This is a genomic window from Kluyvera georgiana (genome assembly GCF_050990895.1).
GTDB lineage: Bacteria > Pseudomonadota > Gammaproteobacteria > Enterobacterales > Enterobacteriaceae > Kluyvera > Kluyvera georgiana.
The window spans coordinates 897,221-919,475 of the sequence record NZ_CP158865.1; the positions used below are offsets into that span (position 1 = coordinate 897,221).

Consider the following 22,255-nt stretch of genomic DNA (forward strand, 5'->3'; position numbering starts at 1 on the left):
GCAACCGAAGTTGCAGGGTATTAACACATGATGGCGCGATTAGCGCATTGCGCGTTTCAGGATACGTTCACCCTGGCGCTGGAAGTCGGCTGCCGCGTCTTCAACCGATTTCTGACCATAGTCGATGTACTGCAGAGTGGTACCGAACTGGGCCACGATCTGCGGATCGTCGAAGTACGGAGACACGCTCAGTTTCGCCGGCAGAGACTGCGCCAGACGCAGACCAGCAACGGACGGATCGCTCTCTTTCAGGATGCCGTCTTCGGTCAGGTATTTCACCGCAACCTTGCTCAGCGGCACGCCACGCTCCAGACCCAGCGTATCCACGCCTTCTTTGCTGTTCAGCAGGAAGTTGATCACTTTCGCTGCCGCTTCCGGGTTCTTGGTCGACTTACCGATAGACAGCATCTGCGCCGGTTTGAAGAACAGACCCGCGTCGGTGGCGCCCGGCAGCATTGGATAGCTACCCAGCTCCAGCTTCGCTGGCGGCTTCAGGTTGTCAGAGTATTTGTTAATGGTGGAGTTCCACATGTAGGTACCGCCCCACTCACCCTGAATCCACGGTTTCATCTCATACATGTTGCTCTTACCAAATGACGCATAGTATTTGGTGTCCGGCATCACGTGGCTATCGACCAGCTTTTTATACATCTGGAAGAACTCAACCCACTGCTCTTTGGTGTAGGAGAATTTCTTGGTTTCCGGATTAATCGCCGGGATGTTGTACTTCTGCGTCATATACGAGTTCAGCAGCGCCAGGGTGTCCTGGTGCTCGAGCACCACCGGGTAGTACTGTTTACCCAGCTTGCTTTCAAAGGTTTTACCCGCCGCCATCAGCTCGTCCCAGGTTTTCGGGTATTCAACGCCAGCCTGTTTCCAGGTTTCGTCGTTGAAATAGAACACGCGTGCGGTCACGGAGATTGGGATCCCGTTCAGCTTGCCGTTGACGGTGGTGGACTGCAGCTCTTTGGCATCAAACTGGCTTAAGTCGATCACGTCCTTCATTTTGTTCAGGTCGTAGAAGCCGTCGCCGTTTTTGGAGAAGATCGGCAGCCAGTTCCAGTTAGTCTGCATCACGTCCGGCTCGGTACCGCCTGCAATCTGGGTGGTCAGACGGGATAAGTGGCCGTCCCAGCCGGTGTATTCCGCTTTTACGTTAATGTCTGGATTCTGCTTATGGAACTCTTCCAGCGCCTTCAGTGTGACCTGGTGACGGCCGTTACCGCCCCACCAGGACATACGAAGATCGACATCCTTTGCCATTGAAGGGAGGGCCGTGAGGCCCAGGGTGGCGGAGATTGCTGCGCTTAAAAGCACTTTTTTCATTTTAATACTCCAGATTAGAGGGAGAGGTTCTGTTCAGTTTTAGCGTCAAAAATATGGCATTTATTCATGTCAAACTTGAAGTACACCTTGCGATGAAGCCCCTTATCAATCATTGGTTTAGCTTCATCTGAAGGGATGCGTGCCGTCAGCTCGTAGTTCGCGACTTTCAGGTAAACGAAGAACTCGTGCCCCATGTTTTCCACGCGAACCATCTCACCGCTACAGCCGCCTTCAGCGAACGGCTCGTCGGACAGGGAGACGAATTCCGGACGAATACCGTAGAACACTTCCTGATTTTCTTGCGCCGTCAGCTTGTTGTGCAGATCTTCGCTCAGCGGCATAAACTCATCGCCGATGCTCAGGTTCAGTCGACCCTCTTTGCTCACCAGTTTACTGGCGCGGATGTTCATTTCCGGCGCGCCGATAAAGCCTGCAACGAACATGTTTTTCGGTTTGTGGTACAGGTTGTCCGGGGTGTCTACCTGCATGATGTGGCCGAGCTTCATCACGCAGATACGGTCGCCCATGGTCATCGCTTCGGTCTGATCGTGGGTAACGTAAACGGTGGTTGCCGGTTTGCCGGATTTCTTCAGCTGCTTGTGCAGGTCGGAAATACGGATACGCATTGACGCACGCAGCTTGGCATCGAGGTTCGACAGCGGTTCATCGAACAGGAATACGTCCGGCTTTTTCACAATCGCGCGGCCTACGGCCACACGCTGTGCCTGACCACCGGAGAGCTGACGCGGCAGACGGTCCAGCAGCTCTTCGAGCTCGAGGATTTTCGCCGCTTCGTTCACCTGGGCGTCGATCTGATCTTTCGGCATTTTGCTCAGCTTCAGGCCGAACGCCAGGTTCTCACGTACGGTCATGTGCGGATACAGCGCATAGTTCTGGAACACCATCGCAATCCCACGCTCTTTCGGCGCGAGGTTGTTAACGATTTTCTCGCCGATACGCACTTCGCCGCCGCTGATGGTTTCCAGACCAGCCAGCATACGCAGGGTGGTGGACTTGGCGCAGCCGGACGGACCGACGATCACCATAAACTCACCTTCTGCGATTTTCAGGTCGATACCATGTACCGCTTTGAAGCCGTTGGAGTACACTTTTTCCAGTTTGTTGAAAATAACTTCAGCCATGATATATCCCTCTTAACCTTTAATTCCGCTGCTGGTCACGCCCTGTACGAAGTAGCGCTGTGCCAGGAAGAACACAATGATGGATGGCAGAATGGAGATGCTCGCCATTGCCAGAATTTCGTTCCACGGCGCCCCTTCGGTGACGTCGATGGACATTTTCAGTGCCAGTGCAATCGGGTACTTATCAACGCTGTAGACGTAGATCAGCGGGCCGATAAAGTCGTTCATGGACCACATGAACTGGAACAGGGCGACGGAGATAATCGCCGGCTTCAGAATCGGTACCACCACATACCACAGCACCTGGATGGAGTTACAGCCGTCAATCTGTGCCGCTTCTTCCATGTCGCGCGGTACGCCGCGCAGGAACTGAATCAGCATGAAGACGAAGAACCCTTGCGTGGCGAAGGCCAGCGGCAGGTACAGCGGCATATAGCTGTTCAGCATGCCCATTTCACGGAACATCAGGTACTGAGGAATCAGCAGTACGGTGCTCGGCAGCAGCATGGTGGTGATGAGCGTTGCGAACCAGAACTTCTTCCACGGAATCTCGAAGCGGGCAAAGCCGTACGCCACGATGGTGGAGGAGATAATGGTCAGAATCACTTTCGGGATGACATACTTGAAGGTGTTCAGCATGTAATGACCGAAGGTGTACTCGGTACCGGTTTTCCAGCCGTTAATAAAGCCGTCCCAGGTGGCGTGTGCCGGCCACAGGCTCAGCGTGGTGAAGATCTCGTGGTTCGGTTTGAACGACGCCGAGAACATCCACGCCAGCGGGTAGAGCATTAACAGACCGACAATCAGCAGGATGGTGTAGCGAACCCATGCGTTGATCTTCTCACGGCGAAGGGTGCGGGCAACCTCACGTTCAGCGATGCTTTGTGCGTCGGAGATTTGTTGAATATCAGCCATTTTTGCCTCCCTTATCGGCGGAGTAGAACACCCAGTATTTTGAAGACTTAAAGGCAATGGCAGCGAAGACTGCTACAACCAGGAACAGTACCCATGCCAGCGCCGCGCCGTAACCCATGTCGAAGTACTTGAACGCCGTGTCGTAGATGTACAGCGAGAACAGGTACGTTGAGTAGGTTGGGCCACCGCCGGTGATGACGTACGGTCCGGTAAACTCCTGGAATGCCTGAGTGGTCTGCATGATGAAGTTGAAGAAGATAACCGGCGTAATCAGCGGCACGGTCACTTTCATAAACATCTGCCATTTAGAGGCGCCATCAATCATCGCCGCTTCGTACTGAGACTGCGGAACGTTTTGCAGGGCCGCCAGGAAGATAACCATCGCGGAGCCGAACTGCCATACGCGCAGCAGGGTTACGGACATCAGCGCCAGAGATGGTTCGCCCAGCCAGTTAACCGGATCGAAACCGAGTACGCCGATAAAGCTATTTAGCAGGCCGTCGATGGCGAACAGCGCACGCCACAGCACCGCGATCGCCACGGAGCTACCAAGGATAGACGGAATATAGTAAGCGGTACGGAAGAAGCCGATTCCGCGTAATTTAAAGTTAAGAACAAACGCAATCCCCAAAGCAAATGCCAGTTTTAATGGGATTGTCAAAAATACGTAGGCAAAGGTCACGCCCATGGATTTCCAGAAGAGCGTGTCTTCGGTAAACATGTAGCGATAGTTTTCGATGCCGTTAAACACCGGTGGACTCATCAAGTCATACTCAGTAAAACTGAGGAAGAAAGATGAAACGAACGGGAAGGCCGTGAAGATTATCAACCCGATTATATAGGGTGAAATCCACGCCAAACCCAGCATTCTGTTTTCATTCATACATACCTACCTGGCGAACAAGTGTGTCAAACGGATTGGGTGTTGGTTACATCCCTCGCGCCTGCTGGCGCCAGAGCATTTAAAGCGTTAACTTGGTGTCGGTCATGCAGCCTTTCCCTGTAAGTGAATGTAATACAATAAAAATTAACTTCGTCCATTGTTCGGTGTTGTTGCGTTTCAAAATCTCATGCTTTGCGACAATCATTTTATAAAACACCGTTTTAAATTTATTTTATTGCGATTTGTTTCTACGTCATGCGATTAATCGTGAAAATGTGATCAGAGTCGAAACGATGTTTCATTATAGTGACGGCGATGGCGTTTTTGCCCTTCAGGCTGCACCATTCGGGGCTTCTGGTATGGAAGTTGACGGCCGCTAGTATCTATTAATCTTGATATAATTAATTGTTAAAACGATTAATTGGCTAATCTTTACTGGGGGCGAAAAATATAAAGCCTCAGCGAAAAAGATGAGGCTTTGATCACAATAAAGAACTTATTTGGGAAACATCAGGAATGTATTCGTGGGTATGACGCGTCAGCTATTTGTCGGAATCATCACAATTCCGATTGGCGTTAAATTTGTGCAATGGCGCATCAAATCGCCCGGCGAGACAAACATATTTTGATTGGTCCGCAGCGCAGCCAGCGGATCGAAACGCCTGACGGTGGTATCCAGGTCCAACAGCGACGCGTGCGCCTGGGCAAAATAGTAAATAGCTTCCGCCAGCGCATCGGTCATGGCCGGTGTCGGTTGCGTGTTATTGTCCATAAAGGCGTGATGCAGAGCTTCGCACAGCGCTTCATCGCTGGCGGTTTCCGGCGCGGCGTTCATATCATATTGATTGAAGGTCACCTGGCGCTGCTTCATCCAGTCGGCGGCTTTATCGAGCAGCGTTTCGCCTATGGCCGAATCCAGGTGCGTGGCGTGGCGGAACTGCAGGCGGAAGGCGCTTCCCGCATCGTCAAAGCATTGAGCGACGAACTGTGAACAGACCATCGGGTGTTTACCGGGCGTTTGCTGTTGCTGAATAAACTGGGTTATCGTCGCGGTCAGTTTTTTCAGTATCCGAATAATAACCTGCTGTTTTTGGCTGGTTATCGAGAATTTTTTATACATCAGCAGCAGTCCAACCATATACAGCCCGGCATGGTCATAGGGTTCCTGGTTATTCAGGTGCTGGCGTGCTGCCTGGGTGACGGGGGTGAGTGGAGCCCCTGTCGTGTGGCGATAAACATGAATGGTGCGGCCCTTGAAACGCTTTTCGGCGGGGTTGGTGGTCACCTGTGGCGGCGTTTCTTCTACGATTGTGGGCGGGCAGGTCTCAAAATACATTGCGGCATGACTGACCGGCGCATCGGTCAGAAAGGTAATTGCCCAGGAAATAAAACTTTTCTTCTCCGGTGAGAAAAGCAATACGTCCGCGGGGTGTAAATCGCTGAGTGTGAGTACTTTCATAAAATTCCCTTTTTCATTTCCTGACCAATAACGGCAGATGCGCACTAGCATAACGCGCATTATTTTTCGGCGACTGTGATGGAAATCGACGTTAGATCTCAGCGGAATGCGTGAAAATTCGTGCGGAATCTGAAAAGCGGGAAGGGGAAAGGGGCTATAAAGAATCGCCGCCTTTCGTGATGAAAAGCGGCTGATGTGTCGGCGATTATGCTTTCAGGAAATCCTGACGCACCGGAGTGAAGGTATCGAGCAGGGTGCCGGCTTTCAGGCACACGCAGCCGTGCATGATATTCGGCTGTTTGTACAGCGTATCGCCTGCGGTAACTACGTGCTTCTCATCGCCGATGGTGAATTCAAACTCACCGGACAGCACGTAGGTCAGCTGCTCGTGCGGGTGGTTGTGCATTGGGCCAATCGCGCCCTGTTCGAAGTTGACTTCAACCGCCATCATCTTGCCATCGTGTGCGAGAATGCGGCGGGTTACGCCATTGCCCAGATCTTCAAGCGTGGTTTCTTTATGGAAAATAAACATCCGGCTGTCCTGTTTTATGTTGAAACGGTGTTTCATTAAATTTATATCAGAAACGATCAAAAAGAAAACGCGAGCCGCAGATGTGGAAAGTTGATCACAACTTTGCTTCACTGGCTGGACGACAACGAACAAGGAACCACGATGAAAACGATCGGTCTGTTAGGCGGTATGAGCTGGGAGTCGACCATTCCCTACTATCGCCTGATTAATGAAGGGGTAAAGCAGCGTCTTGGCGGTTTGCATTCGGCGCAGATCTTACTGCACAGCGTGGATTTCCACGAGATTGAACTGTGTCAGTCACAGGGCGACTGGCCGCGTGCGGGCGAGATCCTCGCTCAGGCCGCGCGGGGCCTTCAGCAGGCGGGGGCGGAAGGTATCGTGCTGTGCACTAACACCATGCACAAAGTGGCCGAAGCGATTGAAACCGCCTGCGACGTGCCGTTCCTGCATATAGCCGACGCCACGGGCCGTGCGATTCAAAAACAACAGATGAACAATGTCGCGCTACTCGGCACGCGTTACACCATGGAACAGGATTTCTACCGCGGGCGTTTGCAGACGGAATTTGCGATCGATACGCCGATCCCGCAAGCGGACGAGCGGCAGAAGATCAATCAGATCATTTTTGACGAGCTCTGTCTTGGTGAATTCAGCGAGGCCTCCCGCGACTATTACCTGGGCGTGATAGCGGCGCTGGCGAAGCAGGGCGCACAAGGGGTGATCTTTGGCTGCACCGAGATTGGCCTGCTGGTGCCCGCTGAACTGAGCCCGCTACCGGTGTTTGATACGGCGGCGATTCATGCCGAAGACGCGGTGGCGTTTATGCTCTCTTAATCTCGCTAAGCACCGCCTCCAGCGGGTCGGTAATGCGTGACAGATGCGCCTGAAGATGGGCAGTAAACGTCTCCAGCAGCGCCGAGGCCGGGCGGTGCAGGGGGCGAATCAGACTGACGGTGAACGGCACGCCGACGCTAAAGCGGCGAATGGCAACGCCGCTGTTGACGTAGTCCAGCGCCGTTAGCGGGTTCACCACCGAAAGGCCGACGCCGGCTTTGACCATCGCACAGATTGACGCGGCGCTGTGCGTTTCAACGACCATGCGACGCTTCACCTTATGCTCATTAAACAGCGCGTCCAGCAGTTGGCGATAGCTGTCGGTGCGCGACAGGCTGATGTAGTTCTCGCCCTGAAAATCGGCAGGCGTTAGCACCGCTTTCGCGGCCAGCGGGTGTGCCTGCGGCAAAACGCACACCTCGTTGAGCGTAAGCAGCGGCGTGCGCTCGGTGCCGGCGGGCGTGTGCAGCGTCTCCGTCAGGCCCAGATCGTGGCGCTGCGCCGACAGCCACTCTTCCAGCAGCGGCGACTCCTGCGGCACGATTTGAATATTGACCTGCGGGTAGCGCGCGAGGAACGGCTGGAGCAGCGGCGGTAAAAAAGATTGCGAGAACACCGGCAGGCAGACAATCGACAGCTCACCCTGACGAAATTCGCGCAGGCTTTCGGCGGCGCTGACGATACGGTCCAGCCCATACCAGGATCGCTGCACTTCTTCAAACAGCCGCAGCCCTTGCACCGTCGGGTGCAAACGCCCTCGGCTGCGTTCAAACAGCTTTAAGCCGAGAACCTGCTCAAAGCGTGCCAGCTCGCGGCTGACGGTCGGCTGCGAGGTGTGCAGCATTCGCGCGGCTTCCGTCAGATTTCCTGCCGTCATAACGGCATGAAAGATTTCAATATGGCGCAGGTTTACGGCTGGCATCGGCGATCCTCACAGGTCTGTACTCCATATCATTTTTGCATAGACTCACGATAAAACGATATTTTTTATTCTCTTTCGCCTGTGGCGTAATCATAAAAAAGATAATTACCGGAGTCCGCTATGCCACGTCCGCTCAACAATACCGAAACCGACCTCACCGCCGACAACCTGCTGCGCCTGCCTGCCGAATTTGGCTGTCCGGTGTGGGTGTACGATGCGCAAATTATTCGCGCTCAGATTGCCAAACTGAACCAGTTTGATGTGGTGCGTTTTGCCCAGAAGGCGTGCTCGAATATTCACATTCTGCGTCTGATGCGCGAGCAGGGCGTGAAGGTGGATTCCGTCTCCCTCGGCGAGATTGAACGCGCGCTGGCCGCAGGCTATGAGCCGGGCGAAGGGCGTGACGATATCGTTTTTACCGCCGATATGATTGATGAAGCCACGTTGGCCCGAGTGCACGAGTTACGCATTCCGGTGAATGCCGGGTCAGTCGATATGCTTGAGCAGCTTGGCAGCATCTCCCCGGGGCATCGCGTGTGGCTGCGCGTTAACCCTGGTTTTGGCCACGGCCACAGTCAGAAAACCAACACCGGCGGCGAAAACAGCAAACATGGCATCTGGTACAGCGATCTGCCGGCGGCGCTGGCGGTGATCCAGCGTTATCAGCTGAAGCTGGTGGGCATTCACATGCATATCGGATCCGGCGTCGATTATGGCCATCTGGAGCAGGTGTGCGGCGCGATGGTGCGTCAGGTGGTGGAGTTTGGTCAGGATCTGGAAGCGATCTCCGCGGGTGGCGGGCTGTCGATCCCCTATCGCGAGGGCGAGGAGGCGATCGACACCGATCACTACTTTGGCCTGTGGGATGCCGCGCGTCAGCAAATCGCGCAACACCTGGGCCACCCGGTGAAGCTTGAGATCGAACCAGGGCGTTTCCTGGTGGCGGAATCCGGCGTGCTGGTGGCGCAGGTGCGCAGCGTAAAAGCGATGGGCAGTCGTCACTTTGTACTGATTGACGCGGGCTTCAACGATCTGATGCGTCCGGCGATGTACGGCAGCTATCACCATATTTCCGCGCTGGCGGGCGATGGTCGTGCGCTGGAAAACGCCCCGCAGATTGAAACCGTGGTGGCGGGTCCGCTGTGTGAATCCGGCGATGTCTTCACCCAGCAGGAAGGGGGCAAAGTGGAAACTCGCCTGCTGCCTGCGGTCGTCCCGGGTGATTATCTGGTGCTGCACGATACCGGTGCTTACGGCGCGTCGATGTCGTCAAACTACAACAGCCGACCGCTGCTGCCGGAAGTGCTGTTTGATAACGGCGTGGCGCGCTTGATTCGTCGTCGTCAGACGATTGAAGAGCTGCTGGCGCTGGAGCTTATCTGAGGGAACGCCCGATGGCGTTGCGCTTATCGGGCCTACGGGGATGTAGGCCCGATAAGGCGCTTGCGCCGCCATCCGGCACGTTATTTGTAATACGGTCCCGTCGTGACCGAATCGCGCAATACCAGCGTGCCGGTGAACGGCGGAATGGTTTCAATCTCTTCGCCCGCGGCCAGCTTAATGGCCTGGTCAATGGCGGTGACGATCATGTTGTCGATCGGCAGGTATACCGTCGACAGCCCCGGCTCCAGCCATTTGGCGCTAGGCGCATCATCAAAACCAAACAGCGAAATGTCCTGAGGAATATGTAGCCCCGCCTGATGCAGCGCCTTCGACGCGCCCAGCGCCATGTCATCGTTACAGGCAAACAGCGCGCTGAACTTCACTTTCTCTTCCAGCAGCGCGTTGCACATGTCATAGCCGCAGTTCATGGTGGAATCACCATGCTTCACTTTTGCCGGATCCCATTTTATGCCGTTTTGTTCCAGCGCCCGACGATAGCCCTGCAAACGCGCTTTACCGGTTGGCGTATGAATAGGAACGGTAATACAGGCGATGTCCCGGTGCCCTTGAGAAATCAGATACTCTACCGCCTGGAATGCGGCATCCTGCTGTTCGAAGAAGACGCAGCGATCGCGTGCCTGGCTGACGTCGCGGTTAATGACGACCAGCGGCATCGGCGTGCTGTTCACCAGCGACATGATCGCTTTTTCGCTCATATGGCGGGTGTAGAGCACGATGGCGTCGCACTGGCGGTCGGCCAGCATCTGCACCGCCTGTTCTTCACGCTCGGGCGTGTCGTGGCCATCGGTAACAATCAGCTGTTTACCCCAGGCTTCCGTTTGACGGGAGGCCTGCTGTAACAAACGCCCAAAGTAGAAGCCGTCGAAGGTAGAGACAACGAGGCCAATGCTGTTGCTGGTGCGATTGGCCAACGAGCGCGCCAGAAAGTTTGGCCGGTAGCCTAACTCCTCCATCGCTTTAAACACCTGCTTACGGGTGCTCTCTTTGACCTGACCGGTACCATTCAGTACACGGGAGACCGTTGCTTTCGACACGCCAGCGCGTATTGAGACATCCAGCATTGTTGCCATTGTTAATCCCTGAAACTCCGTGATGACCCGCAGTTTATCACAGACATTCACCACTCATACGAACTCTACAGCGGATAAAAAACCTATCGCGATCACGCTTTTGCAGTTAATCGCGCTAAGAACCGCGCCTCTGACATGCGGTATGCCAATAATGGTATTTCTTTCAGTTTGGAATACCAAAATGGAGGTTGGGAGCTTAATCACAGAACTTTTCATTGAAGATGATTATTTTTGGTATACCAAAAGGTGTTTGGCTGTACACCGGATGCGCGATAAAGCCCTTAAATTTGAGGTACTTTCTTATGGCATTGCAGGACAAACTGATTGATTCGTTGGGGAGTTTCGCCACGAAATTCAATAGCTATCGCTATATCATGGCGATCAAACACGCCTTTATTACGTTGATGCCGGTGATCATCGTTGGCGCTTTCTCCGTACTGATCTCCAACATGGTGCTGGATCCGAAAAATGGTCTCGCCAGCTTCCAGTCGCTGTCGTTTCTGGCGTCTCTCAAACCGATTACCAGCGCCATCAACTACGCCACGCTGAACTTCCTCAACATCGGCGCCGTGTTCCTGATCGGCATCGAGCTGGGAAGGATCAACGGTATTAAGACGCTGTTCCCCGGCCTGCTGGCGGTGATCTGCTTTATCTGCGTCACGCCGACCACCGTACAGATGATGGTCGACGGGCAGATGCACGAAGTTAAAGATGTGCTGCTGCGTCAGTTCTCTGATACCCGCAGCCTGTTCCTCGGCATGTTTATCGCCATTCTGTCGGTCGAGATCTACTGCTGGCTGGAAACGCGTAACGGGCTGAAGATCAAAATGCCGGACACCGTGCCGCCGAACGTCGCCGCGTCGTTTTCTGCGCTGATCCCGGCGATCATTACCGTCACCGCGATCGCCACCTTCGGCTTTATCTTCCATCAACTGACCGGCATGTACCTCTACGATGCGGTTTATCAGGTGGTGCAACAGCCGCTGGAGCGGGTGATGCAGAGCCTGCCGGGGATCCTGCTGCTGATGTTCGTCGCGCAGATTTTCTGGGTGATTGGCATTCATGGTAACCAGATGATCAAACCTATCCGCGAACCGCTGCTGCTAGGGGCGATTACCGTCAACATGAGCGCCTTCGAGCAGGGTAAAGAGGTGCCGAATATTATTACGATGCCGTTCTGGGACGTGTATATGAGCATCGGCGGCTCCGGGCTGACCATTGGGCTGCTGATCGCAGTGATGATTGCCACCAAGCGTAAAGAGATGAAAGAGATCGCCAAGCTGTCGATTGGCCCGGGGATCTTCAACATCAACGAGCCGGTGATCTTCGGTATGCCGATCATGCTTAACCCGATCCTGGCGATTCCCTTCATTATCACCCCGCTGGTGACCGGCAGTATCGGCTATTTCGCCACCGTCACCGGGTTTGCCGGTAAAGCGGTGGTGATGGTGCCGTGGACCACGCCGCCGCTGATCAACGCCTGGCTCTCCACCGCTGGCTCGATGGGAGCGGTGGTGACGCAGCTGATTTGTATCGTCGTGGCGGTGCTGATTTACCTGCCGTTCGTCAAAATCGCTTCCCGACGCGCCGAGATTTCCGAGCGCCTGGCGGCAAAATCCCCGGCTACCGATAACTTCTGAGGACGCTATGAGTACAAAACGGATAACGATTCCCGATGATTTTATTCTCGGGGCCGCGGCCTCGGCCTGGCAGACGGAAGGCTGGAGCGGGAAGAAGCCGGGCCAGGATTCCTGGCCCGATCTCTGGTACAAGCACGACCGTCACGTCTGGCATAACGGCTACGGCCCGGCGGTTGCCACCGATTTTATCAACCGCTTTCGCGAAGATGTGCAGTTGATGAAGCTGGCGGGGCTGACCCATTACCGAACTTCCATCAACTGGTCGCGTTTTTTAACCGATTACGAGGCGGTGACGGTGGATGAAGAGTATGCCGCCTATTATGACCAGCTGTTTGATGAGCTGCTGGCCAACGGTATTGAGCCGATGATCTGCCTTGAGCACTACGAGCTGCCGGGCTACCTGCTGGAGGCGTACGGCGGTTGGGGGTCGAAAAAGGTGGTTGAGCTGTATGTGCGCTACGTTGAGCAGGTGTTTGCCCGCTATCATCACAAGGTGACGCGCTGGTTTACCTTTAATGAGCCGATTGTGGTGCAGACCCGCGTCTATCTGGATGCGCTACGCTGGCCGTATGAACAAAACACCGGCAAATGGATGCAGTGGAATCACCATAAGGTGCTGGCGACGGCGAAGGTGGTGCAGCTATTCCGCGAGAAAGGATATCAAGGAACCGTCGGCTGCATTCTCAACCCGGAGGTGACCTATCCGCGTTCCTCCGCCGCTCACGATCTGCGGGCGGCGGAGGTGTACGATCTGTTCTACAACCGCGTATTCCTTGACCCGCTGGTGCACGGCGCTTACCCGGCAGAGCTGTTCACGCTGCTGGAGAAGCATGCGGTTGCCTGGGACTACAGTGCCGACGAACTGGCGATCATCCGTGATAATACGGTCGATGAACTGGGCATTAACCTCTACTACCCGCATCGGGTAAAAGCGCCGTCGCGCGCCTGGCATCCCGAGACGCCGTTCCACCCGGCCTGGTACTACGAACCGTTTGAACTGCCGGGCAGAAAGATGAACAACTCGCGCGGTTGGGAAATCTACCCGCAGATTGTCTACGACATGGCGATGCGCATCAAAAAGGACTATCGCAATATTCCGTGGTTTGTCGCCGAGAGCGGTATGGGGGTGGAAAATGAAGCCCAGTTCCGTAACGCCGATGGCGTGATTGCCGACGACTATCGGATCCGTTTTATCAGCGAGCATCTGTGGCAAACGCTGCGGGCGAGAGAAGACGGTGCCAACTGCCACGGCTATATGCTGTGGGCCTTTACCGACAACGTTTCGCCGATGAACGCCTTTAAAAACCGCTACGGGCTGATTGAAATCGACCTCCATAACGACCGCGCGCGACGGCCAAAAGCCTCTGCCCGCTGGTTCCGTCAACTGCGCGACAGCCGCGAGCTGACGGTGGATATCGATGATGAATGGCGCTGATTTTTGCTAAGATAGCGCCGGTATTGGCATAACGTACAGGTGAAATTGTGGAGAAGGCTACCGTCCCGCCGGAAAAGAAACCCTATCAGGAGATTGGCGATGATTTGCGCGCCCAGATTATGCAGGGCCGTTATCCCGTCGGGTCGCGCCTGCCGCCGGAACGCAATATCGCTGAAACTTACGGCGTTAGCCGTACCATCGTGCGCGAGGCGCTGTTAATGCTGGAGCTACAGGGGACGGTTGATATTCGCCAGGGCTCCGGCGTGTACGTGATGCGTATTCCGCAAGAAAGCGACGGTGAGGAAGAGCAGATGCTAAGCAGCGACGTCGGGCCATTTGAAATCCTGCAGGCGCGTCAATTGCTGGAGAGTAACATTGCCGCTTTCGCCGCGAAGATGGCCACCCGCGCAGATATCGACAACCTTAAGCAGATTATCGAACAAGAGCAGCGGGCGATTGCGCTCAATGACACCAGCCAGGACAACGGTCGACTGTTCCACCTGGTGCTGGCGGGCGCGACGCAAAATCAGATGCTGCTGGCGACTATCGAACGCGTCTGGATCCAGATGGACAGCAGCCCGCTGTGGCAGCAGTTTAACGCCCATATTGCCAGCCGCACCTATCGGCTGAAATGGCTCGGCGATCGGCAGACTATTCTGGCCGCGCTACGCCGCCGCGACGTCATGGGAGCCTGGCAGGCGATGTGGCAGCACCTTGAGAACGTCAAAAACAGTCTGATGGAGCTGTCTGACGAGGACGCGCCGGATTTTGACGGCTATCTGTTTGAATCGGTGCCCATCTTCCAGGGAAAATTAATGTGACCATTCTGCCGCTCTACGACCGCCCGCAGTATGCCGATCAGGTGACCGACTGGCTATGGCATGCCTTTGGCGGTGATGGTCTGTTGCGGGCATTTTTTGCCAGCATCATCGACCACAGCCAGCGTCCGGGCGCGCTGCCGTTGACGTTTATTGCCGTTGAGGACGCTAAACTGTTAGGGACGGTAGGGCTGTGGCGCTGCGATTTAATCAGCCGTCAGGATTTGTGGCCGTGGATGGCGGCGTTGTACGTCACGCCAGAGGCGCGTGGCCGCGGTCTGGCGGGCCAGCTACAGCGGCACGTGATGTCCTATGCCGCGCAGCAGGGATATACGGAACTGCATCTCTATTCGGCATGTCGGGATTTTTACGAACGCTTCGGCTGGCAGTACCTCGGTGATGCCCTCGATTACCCGGACACCACCGTCCATCTTTATCGCTACGATTTAACCTCTTCCGCCGGGGCTATCACCGAGTGACGGCGTACCAGCGTAGGGCTGAACAGGTGGGTGATATCCGGTAGCGGTTTGTTCTCTGCCAGCGCCAGCGCCAGTTCGGCGGCCTGGGTGGCCATGGTGACAATCGGGTAGCGGATGGTGGTCAGCCGTGGTCGCACGTAGCGGGAAACCAGCACGTCATCGAATCCAATCAGCGAAATAGCCTGCGGTACGTCGATACCATTATCATTCAGCACGCCCATCGCGCCCGCCGCCATCGAGTCGTTGTAACAGGCGACGGCGGTAAACTGCTTGCCGCGACCGAGCAGCTCGGTCATGGCCTGCTCGCCACCGCTTTCATCCGGCTCGGCAAAGGTCACCAGCCGGTCGTTGCACGGTAGCCCGTGCTCTTTTAGCGCATCGTAGTAGCCCGCCAGTCGGTCTTCCGCATCCGAAATCGCGTGGTTGGAACAGATATAGCCAATGCGCGTATGCCCTTGTTGAATCAGATGGCGGGTCGCCAGCCAGGCGCCGTAACGGTCGTCCAGCGCCACGCAGCGTTTTTCGAAACCGGGCAGAATGCGGTTGATCAACACCATGCCGGGCATTTGCTTCATTAAATCTGCCAGCTCAGCGTCGGGAATCAGCTTGGCGTGTACCACCAGCGCCGCACAACGGTGGCGGATCAGCTGCTCGATGGCCTGGCGTTCTTTCATTTCATTATGGTAGCCGTTGCCAATCAGCAAAAAATTGCCGGTGTGATAGGCGACCTGCTCCACGGCTTTGACCATGGCGCCAAAAAAAGGATCGGAGACATCGCCCACCACCAGGCCGACGGTTTCCGTTGATTGCTGTGCCAGCGCCCGAGCATTGGCGTTGGGATGATAGCTGAGCGTCTCCATGGCGGAGTGGACGGCCTGGCGCGAGGCATCGCTGGCTTTTGGAGAGTTGTTGATGACGCGGGAAACGGTGGCGACAGAGACGCCTGCCATCCGGGCCACATCTTTAATTGTCGCCATAATATGCCTTAAAGAAGATTCGAAGGGGTAAACGTTTACACCCTAACAGTTTTACGGAAATCCCGGTGCTATTCAAGGCCGAGTCTGTGGTGGATTGCACAATATTGATGCGTTTATAACGCTTTGTGGAAAAGTTACACCGCGCTTTTGCAACTAAACAGGAATATTCAAACGTTTGCTTACACTTTGCGAGATGCTGTTGCGAATGTCTGCTGGAGAACGCGTTACGCGAGTTGCTAATCTGATTATCCCAGAGGTATTGATAGGTGAAGTCGCCCACAAGGTTGACCACTCAATTACACCAACCTGCGCAGATGCGCAGGTTTTTTTTGCCTGAATATACGCTGTTACAGTTCCCCACAATCGCAATACCTCGTTGCATTTCCGCTCATTCTCTTGCGCTTTTAAACTGGCTGCCTGGCGGTAGGGGGGAGACAATAGCGGTCCCAGAGGTATTGATTGGTGAATGTTTCAAAGTACGCTTTGCGTACGCATCACTTACACCGACCTGCGCAGAAGCGCAGGTTTTTTTTTACCTCTGTCTCCCCGTCTGCTGCTTTTCCCCGCTTTTCTCGTGTACCCTTTGCAAAGACAAATCTTTGGCAAAAGGAGTTGGTATGCTTCTCTGTTTCTTCCGACAGCTTTTCAGGGTGTTATTTAGGGTACGGATGACCGGTAACACAGAGGCGTTAAGTCAGCCTAAAGTGCTGATTACACCTAACCACGTCTCGTTTATCGACGGCATTCTGCTGGCGCTGTTTCTCCCGGTTCGCCCGGTTTTTGCCGTCTATACCTCTATTTCCCAAAAATGGTTCATGCGCTGGCTGACGCCGATCATCGATTTTGTGCCGCTCGATCCGACAAAACCGATGTCTATCAAGCATCTGGTGCGCCTGATCGAACAGGGGCGCCCGGTGGTGATTTTCCCGGAAGGGCGCATTTCGGTCTCCGGTTCGCTGATGAAGATTTACGACGGCGCGGCCTTTGTGGCGGCGAAGTCCGGGGCGACGATTATTCCGGTGCGTATTGAAGGCGCGGAACTGAGCTACTTTAGTCGCCTGAAAGGGTTAGTGAAACGCCGCCTTTTCCCGCGCATTCAACTTCACCTGTTGCCGCCAACTACGCTGCCGATGCCGGAAGCGCCGCGCGCTCGCGACCGCCGCCGTATTGCCGGTGAAATGCTGCACCAGATTATGATGGAAGCCCGCATGGCGGTGCGCCCGCGTGAAACGCTGTATGAATCGCTGCTGACGGCGATGCACCGTTACGGCGAAAAAAAAGCGTGCGTGGAAGATATCAATTTCCAGCCGGACAGCTACCGTAAACTGCTGACCAAAACGCTGTTTGTGGCGCGTATCCTCGAAAAGTACAGCCAGAAGGGCGAAAAGATCGGCCTGATGCTCCCGAACGCCGGTATCAGCGCCGCGGTTATCTTCGGGGCGATTGCCCGCGGGCGTATTCCGGCGATGATGAACTACACTGCCGGAGTTAAAGGGCTGTCCAGCGCTATTACCGCTGCCCAAATTGGCACGATTTTTACCTCGCGCACGTTTCTTGATAAAGGCAAGCTCTGGCACCTGACCGAGCAGTTAACCCAGGTTCGCTGGGTATTCCTTGAAGATTTAAAAGGCGATGTCACCACCGCCGATAAGCTGTGGATCTTTTCGCGCGTGCTGATGCCGCGTCTGGCGCAGGTGGCGCAGCAGCCGGAGGACCCGGCGATCGTTCTGTTTACCTCCGGTTCGGAAGGCCACCCGAAAGGGGTGGTGCACAGCCACAAAAGCATTCTGGCGAACGTCGAGCAGATCAAAACCATCGCCGACTTTACCGCCAATGACCGCTTTATGTCGGCGCTGCCGCTGTTCCACTCGTTTGGTCTGACGGTCGGGCTGTTTACGCCGCTTCTGACCGGCGCGGAGGTGTTCCTCTACCCCAGCCCGTTGCACTACCGCATGGTTCCGGAGCTGGTGTATGACCGTAACTGTACCGTCTTGTTCGGTACCTCAACGTTTTTGGGCAACTACGCGCGATTCGCCAACCCGTACGATTTCTATCGTCTACGCTATGTCGTGGCCGGGGCGGAAAAGCTGCAACAGAGCACCAAAGAACTGTGGCAGGACAAGTTTGGCCTGCGCATTCTGGAAGGCTATGGCGTAACCGAATGCGCGCCGGTGGTGTCGATTAACGTGCCAATGGCGGCAAAACCGGGCACGGTAGGGCGCATTCTGCCGGGTATGGACGCGAGATTGCTGGCCGTGCCGGGTATTGAGCAGGGCGGTCGCCTGCAGGTGAAAGGGCCGAACGTGATGTGCGGCTACCTGCGCGTTGAAAATCCCGGCGTGCTGGAAGCGCCGACGGCGGAGAATCAGCACGGCGAGCGGGAAACCGGCTGGTACGACACCGGTGATATTGTCGCTTTTGACGCTCAGGGCTACGTTCAGATTCAGGGGCGCGCAAAGCGGTTTGCTAAAATTGCCGGCGAAATGGTGTCGCTGGAAACGGTTGAACAGATGGCGCTGGGCGTATCGCCTGAGAAGATGCACGCCACGGCAGTGAAAACCGATGCCAGCAAAGGCGAGGCGCTGGTGCTATTTACCACCGATAATGAACTGACCCGCGACAAACTGTTGCAGTATGCGCGGGCCCATGGCGTGCCGGAGCTGGCGGTCCCTCGTGACATTCGCTGGATGAAGCAGCTGCCGCTGCTGGGCAGCGGTAAACCGGATTTCGTCACCCTTAAGAGCATGGTTGCAGAGACGGAACACCCACATGAGTGAGTCAGTACACACTAACACCTCTATCTGGTCGAAGGGCATGATGGCGGTTATCGCCGCCCAGTTCCTCTCGGCTTTTGGCGACAACGCGCTGCTGTTTGCCACGCTGGCGCTGATGAAGCAGCAATACTATCCGGACTGGAGCCAGCCGGTGCTGCAAATGGTGTTTGTGGGCGCTTACATCGTCTTTGCGCCGTTCGTCGGCCAGGTGGCGGACAGTTTTGGTAAGGGTCGGGTAATGATGTTCGCCAACGGCCTGAAGCTGATTGGCGCGGCCATGATTTGCGTGGGGCTGAATCCGTTTATCGGCTATACGCTGGTGGGAATCGGCGCGGCGGCTTACTCGCCGGCGAAGTATGGCATTCTCGGGGAACTGACGACCGGCGATAAACTGGTGAAGGCCAACGGCCTGATGGAAGCGTCGACCATTGCGGCGATTCTGATCGGCTCGGTGGCCGGCGGCGTCGTGGCTGACTGGAATGTGGTGGGCGCACTGGCGCTCTGCGCGATCGTCTACGGCGGCGCGGTGGTGGCTAACCTCTTTATTCCCAGACTGCCAGCCGCGCGTCCGGGCCAGTCCTGGCGTTTTCGTCCCATGACCCACAATTTCTTTAACGCCTGCATTGTGTTGTGGCACAACGGTGAAACGCGTTTTTCTCTGCTTGGCACCAGCCTGTTCTGGGGCGCCGGGGTGACGCTGCGCTTCCTGTTGGTGCTGTGGGTTCCGGTGGCGTTGGGGATTACCGATAACGCCACGCCAACCTATCTGAACGCGATGGTTGCGGTGGGGATTGTGGTGGGGGCCGGGGCGGCCGCGAAGCTGGTCACGCTGGAAACGGTGGCGCGCTGTATGCCTGCCGGGGTGTTGATTGGCGTCGTCGTGGCGATTTTCGCCCTTCAGCACGCGATTTTGCCGGCTTACGTGCTGCTGTTTATCATCGGTATCTGCGGCGGATTCTTTATCGTGCCGCTGAATGCGCTATTGCAGGATCGCGGTAAACATACCGTTGGCTCGGGCAACGCGATTGCGGTACAGAATCTCGGTGAAAACAGCGCGATGCTGCTGATGCTGGGGCTGTACTCGCTGGCGGTAGCGGTGAATATTCCGGTTGTCGGCGTAGGCGTGGGCTTCGGTGTGTTGTTTGCGCTGGCGATTATCGTGCTGTGGCTGTGGGGTAAGCGACGCTGATGTGAACCCGGCGGCGCTTACGCTTGGCCGGGCTACGGCTATTCATTGTAGGCCGGATAAGCGTAAGCGCCATCCGGCACGATGCGGCACCTTGCCGGATGGCGGCGTAACCGCCTTATCTGGCCTACATTTTACGGTGCCGGGTAGGTATAGACCTGATGCACCGCTTCAATTTCCGCTAACACCTCTTCGCTCAGCTCCAGATGCAGACTTTCCACGTTAGTTTTCAGCTGCTCCATCGTCGTCGCGCCCAGCAGCGTGCTGGCGACGAACGGCTGGCGGCGGACGAACGCCAGCGCCATCTGCGCCGGGTCGAGGTTATGGCGTTTGGCAATGTCCACATAGGCGGCGACAGCCTTCTGCGTCTGCTCGCCGCTGTAGCGGGTAAAGCGGCTAAACAGCGTATTGCGCGCGCCAGCCGGTTTGGCGCCGTTCAGGTATTTACCGGTTAGGGTGCCGAACGCCAGGCAGGAATAGGCCAGCAGCTCAACGCCTTCAAACTGGCTCACTTCTGAGAGCGCGACTTCGTAGCTGCGGTTGACCAGACTATACGGGTTCTGAATGGTCACAATACGCGGCAGGTCGTGTTTATCGGCCAGATGCAGGTAACGCATCACGCCAAACGCGGTTTCGTTCGAGACGCCGATATAGCGAATTTTCCCAGCGCGCTGATACTCGGTGAGTGCTTCCAGCGTTTCCAGCAGCGATACGACCGGCGCGGAATCAGCCCAGGTATAGCCCAATTTGCCGAAGCAGTTGGTTGGGCGCTGAGGCCAGTGCACCTGGTAGAGGTCGAGATAGTCGGTTTGCAGGCGCGTCAGGCTGTTGTGCAGCGCGTCGCGAATGTTCTTACGGTCCAGCGCCTGATTGGGGCGGATGCCGCTGTCGTTATTGCGTGACGGGCCGCTAACCTTAGAGGCGATCACCAGTTTTTCACGGTTGCCGCGTTTCGCCAGCCAGTTGCCAACGTAGGTTTCAGTCAGGCCCTGGGTTTCCGGGCGCGGCGGCACAGGATACATCTCCGCGACGTCGATCAGGTTGATACCCTGACTCACGGCGTAATCAAGCTGTGCATGGGCGTCGGCTTCGCTATTCTGTTCACCAAACGTCATTGTGCCAAGCCCGAGGGTGCTTATCTCAAGAGAGCTGTGGGGGATACGGTGGTACTGCATAAGCCGGCTTCCTTTTATCAACAGCGTCGGGAAAGAGTCCCGACAAAGGAATATAAAAATGGCAGAGGGGAAGAAAAAGGGAAAGCAGAAAATGAAAAAAGGCCAGCAAGCGGCTGACCTCTCTAACTTTATCGCTTGATGATCTGTGATACGTCGTCGCGGTTAATCTGCATTTTATTGCCTTGCTGATCTTCGTAGCTGATAAGCCCGGTATCGTCATCGACTTCGGGTTTACCGTCGGTGAGGATCATCCGGCCATCTTTTGTTGCCATGACGTAATCACTGCTACAGCCGGAAACTGCAAACGCTAGACCTACTGCGGAAATCAATACTGCCCATTTTGTCATCGTCATCCCCTTCATCGCCGCACTCTCAATAGTCTAGTAATAACCGACCTCAGGGCTAGCATAAAGCAGGAAAATCTTAAAAAAATCAGACATAGCCCTCAAAAGAGGGCTATGGGCGACAGATTAGAGCGGATTTTTTTTGTTTCTCAGCAGATTGAGGCTTTCTACCGCGATTGAGAAGAACATGGCAAAGTAGATATAGCCTTTCGGCACGTGTATGTCGAAGCTCTCGAGGATCAGCGTAAAGCCGACCAGAATCAGGAACGACAGCGCCAGCATTTTCACCGACGGATGCCGATCGACAAACTCGCCGATTGAACGCGCGGCAAACATCATTACGCCCACGGCAATCACCACCGCCGCCATCATGATAAACAGGTGGTCAGAGAGGCCCACTGCGGTAATGACCGAGTCGAGGCTGAAGATAATATCCAGCAGCATGATCTGCACAATTGCGCCGAGGAACGAATGTACGTTCGTTTTCAGCCCTTCCTCATCACCTTCAATCGACTCGTGAATTTCCTTACTGGCCTTCCAGATAAGGAACAGGCCGCCCAGCAGCAGGATAATATCGCGCAGGGAGATGGCCTGATCGAACACGGTGAACAGCGGGTTGGTGAGCTTCACCACCCAGGCGATAGAGGCCAGCAGCGCCAGACGCATGACCATCGCCCCCATCAGCCCTAAACGACGGGCATGGGCGCGTTGCGCGGTAGGAAGCTTAGCCACAACCAGAGAGAGAAAAATAATATTATCGATCCCCAGAACGATCTCCAGCAGCGTCAGCGTACCGAGCGCAAGCCAGGCGTTGGGGTCGGTGATCCATGCAAATAACATTAGATAAGTCCTGCCAAAAAAAGCGAAAGCGTCAATAGATGTACTTTGTGGGTGCTGTGGGGCAATCCTGCCGCCAGCAGCACGAGGAGTATAATCCCGG

General features: G+C 55.5%; 21 protein-coding genes. 9 read left to right on the forward strand and 12 right to left on the reverse strand.

What is annotated here, in order from left to right; all coding sequences use genetic code 11:
- Positions 1–39 precede the first annotated feature (39 nt).
- From ABTW00_RS04335 to ABTW00_RS04360, 6 genes are all read right to left on the reverse strand, one after another.
- The gene (locus tag ABTW00_RS04335) at positions 40–1,326 is read right to left on the reverse strand and encodes an ABC transporter substrate-binding protein (RefSeq protein WP_065358230.1); all 1,287 of its coding nucleotides are present in this window, start codon (positions 1,324–1,326) and stop codon (positions 40–42) included.
- 14 nt (positions 1,327–1,340) lie between these two features.
- Complete coding sequence (locus ABTW00_RS04340) at positions 1,341–2,468, reverse strand: ABC transporter ATP-binding protein (RefSeq protein WP_064542921.1); 1,128 nt, start codon at positions 2,466–2,468, stop codon at positions 1,341–1,343.
- A 12-nt stretch (positions 2,469–2,480) separates the two neighbouring features.
- Positions 2,481–3,383 (reverse strand): carbohydrate ABC transporter permease, encoded by a 903-nt coding sequence (locus ABTW00_RS04345; RefSeq protein ID WP_106925888.1) that lies wholly within the window; start codon positions 3,381–3,383, stop codon positions 2,481–2,483.
- Positions 3,376–4,266, reverse strand: a complete 891-nt coding sequence (locus ABTW00_RS04350; protein WP_065358143.1) for a carbohydrate ABC transporter permease — start codon at positions 4,264–4,266, stop codon at positions 3,376–3,378. Before ABTW00_RS04350 ends, ABTW00_RS04345 begins: the two co-directional genes overlap by 8 nt.
- A 538-nt stretch (positions 4,267–4,804) precedes the next feature.
- Entirely contained in the window at positions 4,805–5,725 is a 921-nt protein-coding gene (locus ABTW00_RS04355; protein WP_433639075.1) for a hypothetical protein, read from the reverse strand.
- Between the two features lie 205 nt (positions 5,726–5,930).
- Positions 5,931–6,257, reverse strand: coding sequence for a cupin domain-containing protein (locus tag ABTW00_RS04360; RefSeq protein ID WP_064542933.1), 327 nt, complete (start codon positions 6,255–6,257; stop codon positions 5,931–5,933).
- A 141-nt stretch (positions 6,258–6,398) separates the two neighbouring features.
- Between ABTW00_RS04360 and ABTW00_RS04365 the strand changes: the two genes are divergently transcribed.
- On the forward strand, positions 6,399–7,091 hold the full coding sequence (locus tag ABTW00_RS04365) for an aspartate/glutamate racemase (RefSeq protein ID WP_064542936.1): 693 nt from the start codon (positions 6,399–6,401) through the stop codon (positions 7,089–7,091).
- On the opposite strand, the gene ABTW00_RS04370 is transcribed toward ABTW00_RS04365, so the two are convergent.
- On the reverse strand, positions 7,078–8,013 hold the full coding sequence (locus ABTW00_RS04370) for a LysR family transcriptional regulator (protein ID WP_433639079.1): 936 nt from the start codon (positions 8,011–8,013) through the stop codon (positions 7,078–7,080). The two genes, ABTW00_RS04365 and ABTW00_RS04370, sit on opposite strands and share 14 nt — an antisense overlap.
- Before the next feature lie 120 nt (positions 8,014–8,133).
- Here ABTW00_RS04370 and lysA point away from each other — a divergent pair, with 120 nt between their 5' ends.
- Positions 8,134–9,396 (forward strand): diaminopimelate decarboxylase, encoded by a 1,263-nt coding sequence (lysA, locus tag ABTW00_RS04375; RefSeq protein ID WP_065358147.1) that lies wholly within the window; start codon positions 8,134–8,136, stop codon positions 9,394–9,396.
- Positions 9,397–9,476: 80 nt separating this feature from the next.
- On the opposite strand, the gene ABTW00_RS04380 is transcribed toward lysA, so the two are convergent.
- Positions 9,477–10,487 (reverse strand): LacI family DNA-binding transcriptional regulator, encoded by a 1,011-nt coding sequence (locus ABTW00_RS04380; protein WP_064542944.1) that lies wholly within the window; start codon positions 10,485–10,487, stop codon positions 9,477–9,479.
- A 22-nt stretch (positions 10,488–10,509) separates the two neighbouring features.
- Between ABTW00_RS04380 and ABTW00_RS04385 the strand changes: the two genes are divergently transcribed.
- The 5 genes from ABTW00_RS04385 to ABTW00_RS04405 are packed head-to-tail and all read left to right on the forward strand — an operon-like array spanning position 10,510 to position 14,859.
- Positions 10,510–10,815 (forward strand): hypothetical protein, encoded by a 306-nt coding sequence (locus tag ABTW00_RS04385; RefSeq protein ID WP_433639083.1) that lies wholly within the window; start codon positions 10,510–10,512, stop codon positions 10,813–10,815.
- On the forward strand, positions 10,790–12,127 hold the full coding sequence (locus tag ABTW00_RS04390) for a PTS sugar transporter subunit IIC (RefSeq protein WP_064542950.1): 1,338 nt from the start codon (positions 10,790–10,792) through the stop codon (positions 12,125–12,127). Before ABTW00_RS04385 ends, ABTW00_RS04390 begins: the two co-directional genes overlap by 26 nt.
- Positions 12,128–12,134: 7 nt before the next feature.
- Complete coding sequence (locus ABTW00_RS04395) at positions 12,135–13,562, forward strand: glycoside hydrolase family 1 protein (RefSeq protein WP_433639086.1); 1,428 nt, start codon at positions 12,135–12,137, stop codon at positions 13,560–13,562.
- A gap of 47 nt (positions 13,563–13,609) precedes the next feature.
- Positions 13,610–14,383: a GntR family transcriptional regulator gene (locus ABTW00_RS04400; RefSeq protein ID WP_064542956.1), complete on the forward strand. Its 774-nt coding sequence runs from the start codon at positions 13,610–13,612 to the stop codon at positions 14,381–14,383.
- Positions 14,380–14,859 carry a GNAT family N-acetyltransferase gene (locus tag ABTW00_RS04405; RefSeq protein WP_433639089.1) on the forward strand — a complete coding sequence of 160 codons (480 nt, stop codon included), beginning with the start codon at positions 14,380–14,382 and terminating at the stop codon, positions 14,857–14,859. Before ABTW00_RS04400 ends, ABTW00_RS04405 begins: the two co-directional genes overlap by 4 nt.
- Here ABTW00_RS04405 and galR read toward each other — a convergent pair.
- The gene (gene galR, locus ABTW00_RS04410) at positions 14,820–15,836 is read right to left on the reverse strand and encodes an HTH-type transcriptional regulator GalR (RefSeq protein WP_064542962.1); all 1,017 of its coding nucleotides are present in this window, start codon (positions 15,834–15,836) and stop codon (positions 14,820–14,822) included. The genes ABTW00_RS04405 and galR overlap by 40 nt on opposite strands.
- Positions 15,837–16,453: 617 nt before the next feature.
- On the opposite strand from galR, the gene aas reads away from it, so the two are divergent.
- Together aas and lplT are read left to right on the forward strand one after the other, a co-directional pair.
- Positions 16,454–18,613, forward strand: coding sequence for a bifunctional acyl-ACP--phospholipid O-acyltransferase/long-chain-fatty-acid--ACP ligase (gene aas, locus ABTW00_RS04415; RefSeq protein ID WP_433639093.1), 2,160 nt, complete (start codon positions 16,454–16,456; stop codon positions 18,611–18,613).
- Complete coding sequence (gene lplT / locus ABTW00_RS04420) at positions 18,606–19,799, forward strand: lysophospholipid transporter LplT (RefSeq protein ID WP_433639095.1); 1,194 nt, start codon at positions 18,606–18,608, stop codon at positions 19,797–19,799. Before aas ends, lplT begins: the two co-directional genes overlap by 8 nt.
- A 131-nt stretch (positions 19,800–19,930) precedes the next feature.
- Here the strand turns inward: lplT and ABTW00_RS04425 are convergent, their stop codons facing one another.
- The 3 genes from ABTW00_RS04425 to ABTW00_RS04435 all read right to left on the reverse strand — a co-directional run bounded on the left by ABTW00_RS04425 (position 19,931) and on the right by ABTW00_RS04435 (position 22,155).
- Positions 19,931–20,971: an NADP(H)-dependent aldo-keto reductase gene (locus tag ABTW00_RS04425; protein ID WP_065358151.1), complete on the reverse strand. Its 1,041-nt coding sequence runs from the start codon at positions 20,969–20,971 to the stop codon at positions 19,931–19,933.
- A 128-nt stretch (positions 20,972–21,099) separates the two neighbouring features.
- Positions 21,100–21,318, reverse strand: a complete 219-nt coding sequence (locus tag ABTW00_RS04430; RefSeq protein ID WP_035893968.1) for a YgdI/YgdR family lipoprotein — start codon at positions 21,316–21,318, stop codon at positions 21,100–21,102.
- 123 nt (positions 21,319–21,441) lie between these two features.
- Positions 21,442–22,155 (reverse strand): TerC family protein, encoded by a 714-nt coding sequence (locus ABTW00_RS04435; protein WP_064542974.1) that lies wholly within the window; start codon positions 22,153–22,155, stop codon positions 21,442–21,444.
- Between the last annotated feature and the right edge of the window lie 100 nt (positions 22,156–22,255).

Coding starts and splice junctions, on each gene's coding strand:
- ABTW00_RS04335 (WP_065358230.1), bottom strand. CDS start 1,326: ATGAAAAAAGTGCTTTTAAGCGCAGCAATCTCCGCCACCCTGGGCCTC.
- ABTW00_RS04340 (WP_064542921.1), bottom strand. CDS start 2,468: ATGGCTGAAGTTATTTTCAACAAACTGGAAAAAGTGTACTCCAACGGC.
- ABTW00_RS04345 (WP_106925888.1), bottom strand. CDS start 3,383: ATGGCTGATATTCAACAAATCTCCGACGCACAAAGCATCGCTGAACGT.
- ABTW00_RS04350 (WP_065358143.1), bottom strand. CDS start 4,266: ATGAATGAAAACAGAATGCTGGGTTTGGCGTGGATTTCACCCTATATA.
- ABTW00_RS04355 (WP_433639075.1), bottom strand. CDS start 5,725: ATGAAAGTACTCACACTCAGCGATTTACACCCCGCGGACGTATTGCTT.
- ABTW00_RS04360 (WP_064542933.1), bottom strand. CDS start 6,257: ATGTTTATTTTCCATAAAGAAACCACGCTTGAAGATCTGGGCAATGGC.
- ABTW00_RS04365 (WP_064542936.1), top strand. CDS start 6,399: ATGAAAACGATCGGTCTGTTAGGCGGTATGAGCTGGGAGTCGACCATT.
- ABTW00_RS04370 (WP_433639079.1), bottom strand. CDS start 8,013: ATGCCAGCCGTAAACCTGCGCCATATTGAAATCTTTCATGCCGTTATG.
- lysA (WP_065358147.1), top strand. CDS start 8,134: ATGCCACGTCCGCTCAACAATACCGAAACCGACCTCACCGCCGACAAC.
- ABTW00_RS04380 (WP_064542944.1), bottom strand. CDS start 10,487: ATGGCAACAATGCTGGATGTCTCAATACGCGCTGGCGTGTCGAAAGCA.
- ABTW00_RS04385 (WP_433639083.1), top strand. CDS start 10,510: ATGACCCGCAGTTTATCACAGACATTCACCACTCATACGAACTCTACA.
- ABTW00_RS04390 (WP_064542950.1), top strand. CDS start 10,790: ATGGCATTGCAGGACAAACTGATTGATTCGTTGGGGAGTTTCGCCACG.
- ABTW00_RS04395 (WP_433639086.1), top strand. CDS start 12,135: ATGAGTACAAAACGGATAACGATTCCCGATGATTTTATTCTCGGGGCC.
- galR (WP_064542962.1), bottom strand. CDS start 15,836: ATGGCGACAATTAAAGATGTGGCCCGGATGGCAGGCGTCTCTGTCGCC.
- aas (WP_433639093.1), top strand. CDS start 16,454: ATGCTTCTCTGTTTCTTCCGACAGCTTTTCAGGGTGTTATTTAGGGTA.
- lplT (WP_433639095.1), top strand. CDS start 18,606: ATGAGTGAGTCAGTACACACTAACACCTCTATCTGGTCGAAGGGCATG.
- ABTW00_RS04425 (WP_065358151.1), bottom strand. CDS start 20,971: ATGCAGTACCACCGTATCCCCCACAGCTCTCTTGAGATAAGCACCCTC.
- ABTW00_RS04430 (WP_035893968.1), bottom strand. CDS start 21,318: ATGACAAAATGGGCAGTATTGATTTCCGCAGTAGGTCTAGCGTTTGCA.
- ABTW00_RS04435 (WP_064542974.1), bottom strand. CDS start 22,155: ATGTTATTTGCATGGATCACCGACCCCAACGCCTGGCTTGCGCTCGGT.